This window comes from Bradyrhizobium sp. Rc2d (genome assembly GCF_900099855.1).
GTDB lineage: Bacteria > Pseudomonadota > Alphaproteobacteria > Rhizobiales > Xanthobacteraceae > Bradyrhizobium.
The window spans coordinates 1-5,341 of sequence record NZ_FNCU01000104.1 but is presented as its reverse complement, the minus strand read 5'-3'; the positions used below and the strand labels follow the sequence as shown (position 1 = coordinate 5,341).

The following is a 5,341-nucleotide window of genomic DNA, read 5'->3' as shown; positions in this document are numbered from 1 at the left end:
GCAGATGCGCCGCCGGGCCGAACTCGCCGAACACCCCTTCGGCACCCTCAAATGCCGGGCGGGCTACCGCCACTTCCTCGTCCGCGGCTTCGACAAGGTGCGCGGCGAATGGAGCCTGATGGCGCTCTGCTACAACTTCTCCCGCGTATTGAGCATCCTCGGAATCGACAGCTTCATGGCCTATCTGGCCAATTGCCATCCACATTGGGCGTTCTGGCTGCTTAACGCCGTCACCCGCCTACAAGCCACGGCACCGCGCTTCCAAGCAAAAATACGCCCGACCCTCGGCTACGCCATATAATCAGGGGCGAAACACAATTCTTGCCCACTCTCTTCGCTCCATCCGGGCTACGGGGCCCGCCCCGGAATGACGAGCGGAGAGATCTACCCCGCCTTCAACGCCGCCATCAGCTTGGCTGCGTGCTGTTCCAGCACGTTGGTGTCTTCCTTGCGGCTCGCGGGCGGCAGCATGGCGACACCGTCGCGGCGCGGCATCACGTGCATGTGGAGATGAAACACCACCTGTCCACCGGCGGGCTCGTTGAACTGCTGCACGGTGATTCCGTCGGCTTCGAACGCCTTCATCGCTGCCGCCGCGATCTTGTGCGCGCCGCGGGCGACATGGGCGAAGTCGTCCGGTCTGATGTCGAGGATGTTGCGGGCAGCGGCCTTCGGGATCACCAGCGTGTGGCCAGGCACGCGCGGCATGATGTCGAGAAAGGCGAAGACGTGCTCGTCCTCGTACACCTTGTAGGAGGGCAGCTCGCCGCGCAGGATCTTTGCGAAGATGTTGTTGGTGTCGTAGGCGGTCATGATAGCTCCTCGGCGGCTCCTCGAGATTTTGCGCTTACTGTCACCAGCAACGGCGAGGCGTCAAGGCGCCTCGTCGGCGCCTTTGCGGAACGGGCCGAGCTCGGCGAGTTCGCGTCCGGCTTCCGCAACATACGCGCGTTCGCGCTTGAGATAGTCGTCGATGGCGCGCCGCAGGCCCGGATCGGCGATGAAGTGGGCGGAATAGGTCGTCTTCGGCAGATAGCCGCGTGCGATCTTGTGCTCGCCCTGTGCGCCGGCCTCGACGTGCCGGAGGCCGCGCTTGATGGCGAATTCAATCGCCTGATAGTAGCAGACCTCGAAATGCAGGAACGGATGATGCTCGACCGCGCCCCAGTTGCGGCCGAACAGCGTGTCTGAGCCGATGAAGTTGATCGCGCCCGCGATCCAGCGATTGTTGCGGCGGGCCATCACCAGCAGCACGTCCTCGCTCATCGTCTCGCCGATCAGCGAGAAGAACTCGCGCGTCAGATACGGCCGGCCCCATTTGCGCGAGCCGGTCTCCATGTAGAATTCGAAGAACGCGTCCCAGGCATCCTCGGTGATGTCTTTGCCCGTGCGCCAGTGGATGGTGATGCCGGCGGCGAGCGCATCGCGTCGCTCGCGCTTGATCGACTTGCGGTGGCGCGAGTTCAGCGTCGCCAGAAAGTCATCGAAGCTCGCAAAGCCGTCATTGTGCCAGTGGAACTGCTGGTCGGTGCGCTGGAGGAAGCCGTGTCTGGCGAGCAGCTTCCATTCGGCCTCGCGGGCGAAGGTGACGTGCACCGAGGAGGCCTTGCTGATCCCGCACAGCGCCACCAGCCCGCTCGCCAGAGCCTCGGTGATCCGCCCGCGGTCGACACCGTCGCGGACCAGCAGACGCGGTCCTGTGGCCGGGGTGAACGGAACCGAGACCTGGAGCTTCGGATAGTAGCGCCCGCCGGCGCGCTCATAGGCGTCCGCCCAGCCGCGGTCGAAAACATATTCGCCCTGCGAGTGCGATTTCAGATAGCAGGGCACGACGCCCGCGACGCGGCCGTCGAGCTTGGCCACGAGATGCCGCGGTCCCCAGCCGGTGCGGATCGTCGCTGAACCCGATTTCTCAGCGGCGGAGAGAAATGCGTGTGAGACGAACGGGTTATAGGCCGACTTTAAGAGACCGGCGGAATCGCCTGGAAGGGCGGATGAGGTTCCCGTGCCATTCCCATTGCAAGCCTTGCCGGGATTGGCGCAGGCGTCCCAATCCTCCGGTGCCACTTCGCCAATCGAAGGTACGGCCTCGAGCGTGATTTCGGATGATGCCATCGTCCCCAAGATCGTGCATTGCAGCAGCGACTTCAAGGGTGGGGAACGCGTCTCTCGTGCCCCGGACGCAGCGCAGCGCTCCTTCAGCTGGGCGCTGCAGAGCCGGGGCCCATGTGGCAGCACGTTCGCGGAGGGATGGGTCCCGGCTCTGCGCCGCAACGCTTGGAGCGTTGCAGCTTGTCCGGGACACGAGCGCGTTCGTACCCTACGGCACGAACCCCTCAAAAATCATCTGATCGGCATGCTGCCCGACCCGCGTCCGCTGCTCCGGCGTGCGCACTGTCCAGCCGAGAAGGGCACAGCCGAAGACGTTGCGGGCAATCCAGGGGGTGGGGGCCGGCAGGTGGTCGACTTTGAACGCCACGAAGTGGGGCTGGGTCTGGAAGCCGTGACGCAGGTACAGCATGCTGTCGCGCTGCGCCTGCGTCAGCTTGGCCCAGTACTCGTCCTCATAGGTCCGCTGCGCGACGATGCCGCGCGGGCGGGAGGGCAGCAGCTCGCGCAGCGCCAGCACCTGGTCGGGATCGAAGGACATGCCGACGGCGGGACCGTCATAGGACGCCAGCACCTCGGCCATTCGCCTCACCAGCTTGCGGTCGCCGCCAAAATGGCTCTTCACCTCGATCACCAGCGGTACCCGGCCGGCGACCAGGGCGCAGAGGTCGCCGAGCGACATCATCCGCTCCGGCGTGTCCTTGAACTTGACGGCTTTCAGCTCGGCCGCGGTCTTTCCGATCACCTCTCCGGCAGCCTCGGTGAGGCGGCCGAGCGCGTGGTCGTGATGCACCATGGCCTCGCCATCGGCGGAGAGCTGGATATCGACCTCGATCGAAAAATTGCCTGCGATCGCGGCCTGGACCGCGCCCGGCATGTTTTCCACCATGCCGCGCGAAATGTCATGCAGGCCGCGATGGGCGACCGGCCGGGCTGTCAGCCAATCCGGAGCGCGCATTCGCGTCAGGCGACCTCGAACACGCCGTCGACCTCGACCGCCGCGTCGGCAGGCAGCGAGGCGACCCCGACGGTGGTGCGGGCATGGCGACCCTTGTCACCGAAGGCCGCGACCATCAGGTCGGAAGCACCGTTCAGCACCTTGGGTCCGTCCAGGAAATCGGGCGCCGAGTTGATGAAACCGCCGAGGCGGACCACGCGCACGACCTTGTCGAGGTCGCCGAGCGCGGCCTTGACCTGGGCCAGCAGGTTTACCGCGCAGCCGCGGGCGGCCGCAGCGCCGTCTTCGATCGAGACGCCGGCACCCAGCTTGCCCTTGGCGATCAGCTTGCCGGCGGGATCGAAGCAGACCTGGCCGGAGACGAACAGCAAATTGCCGGTGCGCACGAACGGCACATAGTTGGCGACGGGAGTGGGGGCTTCATGCAGCTTGATGCCTTGTTCCGCCAGTTTCTGCTCGACTGTGCCAGCCATGTTCGACCTCGTTGTCCAAGAATTCATCTGCCCCGACGCCTCTGGAGGCCGGCGGTCCTGTTTCGCTCATCGTGCCGCCACATGCAAGCAACCGGAGGGACGGCATTTTGTTGAGGCAGGGGAGGAGGTTCAACGCGGGAGCCGCAACTTTACGTGAAACGGCCTCAGTTGCGACGCAATGGATCGGTCATTAAAATGTCTAATCTGCGCTTCCCCAAGGACGCATCCTCAAGGAACAGACATGGTGCACCTTTTCCGGACTTCGCTCGGTGTGATGGCGCTCGCGGCGGCCACTGTCGGCCTTGGCGGCGGGGCGCAGGCCGCCAAGGGTCCGTTCCTCGCGCACCAGGCGCTTTATGACCTCAGCCTCGTGAAATCGCGCTCCAACTCGGTCAACAGTGCCCGCGGCCGCATCCTCTACAATTTCACGGGGAATGCCTGCGAGGGTTATACCTCGGAATTCCGCCAGGTCTCCGAGCTCGACAGCGGCGAGGGTAAGGTCACGCTGAGCGACCTCCGCTCCAATTCCTGGGAGGACGCCGCCGGCAAGAGCTACCGCTTCAACATCGAGACGCGCATGAACGAGGCGGATGCCGGCCGCGTCGACGGCTCAGCCGAGCGCGACGGCGACCACATCAACGTCAAGCTGAAACTGCCGGCGCCGAAGACATTTACCCTCGACGGCAAGATCGTATTCCCGACCGAGCAGATCCAGCGCATCATCGCTGCGGCGAACGAAGGCAAGTCGCTGCTCGAGCTCTCCGTCTATGACGGCTCCGACGACGGCCAGAAGGTCTACAACACGCTGACCGTGATCGGCCAGCCGATCCCTGCCGATCGTGCCACCGCGTCCGATCCGTCGACGTCCGACGAGCATATGAAATCGCTCAAGCGCTGGCCCGTCACCGTCAGTTACTTCGACCGCGACGCGCAGCAGAAGGAAGGCGAGCAGACGCCGGTCTACGCGATGGCGTTCGAGCTCTACGAGAACGGCGTCTCCCGCCAGCTCGTGCTCGATTACAACGATTTCGTGATCTCCGGCGCGATGGGCAAGTTCGACGTGAAGGACAGCAAGCCCTGTAATTGAGGGACCTGTCTCTCCTCCGTCATTGCGAGCCACCGGGTCCGCGCGCAGCGCGGCCCGATGACAGGCTCCGCGAAGCAATCCAGAATCTCTCCGCGGAAAAATTCTGGATTGCTTCGTCGCAAGAGCTCCTCGCAATGACGGGGCTGGCTCTCCGCGCGCTCTCCAGCTACGCTCCTCCCAACCACAAACATCCGGGAGGCCAGCACCATGCCCAAGCTCGACCATCTCCGCCCCAGCGGCCTGCATCACAATCCCGCCTATTCGCACGTCGTGACCGCTACCGGCGCCCGCACCATTTACATCTCCGGCCAGGTCTCAGTGGACGAGGAGGGGCGGATCGTCGGCGAGGGCGATATTGCCGCGCAGACGACGCAGGTGATGCAGAATCTCGGCCACGCGCTGAAAGCGGCGGGGGCGAGCTACGCCAACATCGTCAAGATCACGACCTTCGTCGTGAACTACAAGCCGGAGCTGCGCCCCATCATCGGCAAAGCCCGCTCCGTCTTCTTCGAAGGCATGGAGCCGCCGGCCTCTACGCTTGTCGGTGTCTCCGCGCTCGCCGCGCCGGAATGGCTGATCGAGATCGAGGCGGTGGCCGTCGCGGATTGAGGTCTCTCTTGTAGCCCGGATGGAGCGAAGAGAGTGGGCAAGAATTGTGTTTCGCCCCTGATTATATGGCGTAGCCGAGGGTCGGGCGTATTTTTGCTTGGAAGC

7 protein-coding genes are annotated in these 5,341 nt (G+C 64.4%); 3 read left to right on the top strand and 4 right to left on the bottom strand.

The features are described 5' to 3' along the window. Nucleotides 1-301 (top strand): transposase (locus BLV07_RS48470; RefSeq protein ID WP_210187796.1); only part of this gene is annotated, 301 nt, incomplete at its 5' end. 83 nt (nucleotides 302-384) lie between these two features. Here the strand turns inward: BLV07_RS48470 and BLV07_RS45610 are convergent. From BLV07_RS45610 to BLV07_RS45595, 4 genes are all read right to left on the bottom strand, one after another. Continuing rightward, nucleotides 385-813 (bottom strand): HIT family protein, encoded by a 429-nt coding sequence (locus BLV07_RS45610; protein ID WP_091899128.1) that lies wholly within the window; start codon nucleotides 811-813, stop codon nucleotides 385-387. A 60-nt stretch (nucleotides 814-873) separates the two neighbouring features. After that, nucleotides 874-2,115 (bottom strand): GNAT family N-acetyltransferase, encoded by a 1,242-nt coding sequence (locus BLV07_RS45605; protein ID WP_091899129.1) that lies wholly within the window; start codon nucleotides 2,113-2,115, stop codon nucleotides 874-876. 205 nt (nucleotides 2,116-2,320) lie between these two features. Then, nucleotides 2,321-3,067: a glycerophosphodiester phosphodiesterase gene (locus BLV07_RS45600; RefSeq protein WP_091899127.1), complete on the bottom strand. Its 747-nt coding sequence runs from the start codon at nucleotides 3,065-3,067 to the stop codon at nucleotides 2,321-2,323. A gap of 5 nt (nucleotides 3,068-3,072) precedes the next feature. After that, nucleotides 3,073-3,540: a RidA family protein gene (locus BLV07_RS45595; protein ID WP_018321130.1), complete on the bottom strand. Its 468-nt coding sequence runs from the start codon at nucleotides 3,538-3,540 to the stop codon at nucleotides 3,073-3,075. A 241-nt stretch (nucleotides 3,541-3,781) separates the two neighbouring features. Here BLV07_RS45595 and BLV07_RS45590 point away from each other — a divergent pair, with 241 nt between their 5' ends. Together BLV07_RS45590 and BLV07_RS45585 are read left to right on the top strand one after the other, a co-directional pair. After that, nucleotides 3,782-4,627 carry a cell envelope integrity EipB family protein gene (locus BLV07_RS45590; RefSeq protein WP_091899126.1) on the top strand — a complete coding sequence of 282 codons (846 nt, stop codon included), beginning with the start codon at nucleotides 3,782-3,784 and terminating at the stop codon, nucleotides 4,625-4,627. 207 nt (nucleotides 4,628-4,834) lie between these two features. Continuing rightward, entirely contained in the window at nucleotides 4,835-5,236 is a 402-nt protein-coding gene (locus tag BLV07_RS45585) for a RidA family protein (protein WP_091899125.1), read from the top strand. The last annotated feature ends 105 nt before the right edge of the window (nucleotides 5,237-5,341 follow it).

Bases quoted from the DNA above. Each gene is read 5' to 3' on its own strand.
- BLV07_RS45610 (WP_091899128.1), bottom strand. From the start codon at position 813: ATGACCGCCTACGACACCAACAACATCTTCGCAAAGATCCTGCGCGGC.
- BLV07_RS45605 (WP_091899129.1), bottom strand. From the start codon at position 2,115: ATGGCATCATCCGAAATCACGCTCGAGGCCGTACCTTCGATTGGCGAA.
- BLV07_RS45600 (WP_091899127.1), bottom strand. From the start codon at position 3,067: ATGCGCGCTCCGGATTGGCTGACAGCCCGGCCGGTCGCCCATCGCGGC.
- BLV07_RS45595 (WP_018321130.1), bottom strand. From the start codon at position 3,540: ATGGCTGGCACAGTCGAGCAGAAACTGGCGGAACAAGGCATCAAGCTG.
- BLV07_RS45590 (WP_091899126.1), top strand. From the start codon at position 3,782: ATGGTGCACCTTTTCCGGACTTCGCTCGGTGTGATGGCGCTCGCGGCG.
- BLV07_RS45585 (WP_091899125.1), top strand. From the start codon at position 4,835: ATGCCCAAGCTCGACCATCTCCGCCCCAGCGGCCTGCATCACAATCCC.